2 pseudogenes are annotated in these 621 nt (G+C 73.1%); both read left to right on the top strand.

Features of this window, described 5'->3' with window-relative positions:
• A pseudogene (locus NKF06_RS20775) lies at positions 1-186 on the top strand (hypothetical protein); the annotation flags it as partial.
• A gap of 32 nt (positions 187-218) precedes the next feature.
• Positions 219-621, top strand: a pseudogene (locus NKF06_RS20770) (type II secretion protein); the annotation flags it as partial.

The following is a 621-nucleotide window of genomic DNA, read 5'->3' as shown; positions in this document are numbered from 1 at the left end:
TACGTCGGCGAGCGTCGTCGGCGGCCGACCGTCGTCCGCCGCGTCGGTGGGCCGCGGATTCGCGTCGTCGGCGACCGACTCGTCCTCGGGCCGGGCGAACACCGCCTCAGACTGACGCTCGAAGCCGACGCGGGCGGTTCTGTCGTTGTCCTCGCCCCCGCGACAGCCGACCCGGCGGCGGCGTAGGTTCAAATACCCGGACGGGACCACGCCCCCGTATGCCCCTCGACTCCTCTTCCATCGGCTCCCTCTCCGAAACCGTCGCCGCGGCGCTCCCGAACGCGCTCGGCGACCGACTCGCCGACGCGACTGGCGCTCGGGTCGCGCCCTGCGATTCGACCGACGGGTGTGGCTGTGTGACCGCGTTCTCGACGCCCACGGACCGCCCCGACGACGATACCGTGACACTCGCAGTCGACGCCAGCGGCTGCCCACATCGCGGGTCGCTCTCAACCGCGCCCGCCTGTCGAGCGACGGTCGTCGAGGCGCTCGAAACCCGCGACGCCGACCGGCTCGTCGTCCGCGCCGACGGACTGGAACGCCGGTACGACGACGCCGCGACCGGCCTGCTCGTCGCCGCGGGTCGATTCGCAGAGCGCGTCCGCTTTCGCGACGACCGCC

Source organism: Haloferax sp. AB510 (genome assembly GCF_024136985.1).
Classification (GTDB): domain Archaea; phylum Halobacteriota; class Halobacteria; order Halobacteriales; family Haloferacaceae; genus Haloferax.
This window is presented reverse-complemented; position numbering and strand designations above follow the sequence as displayed.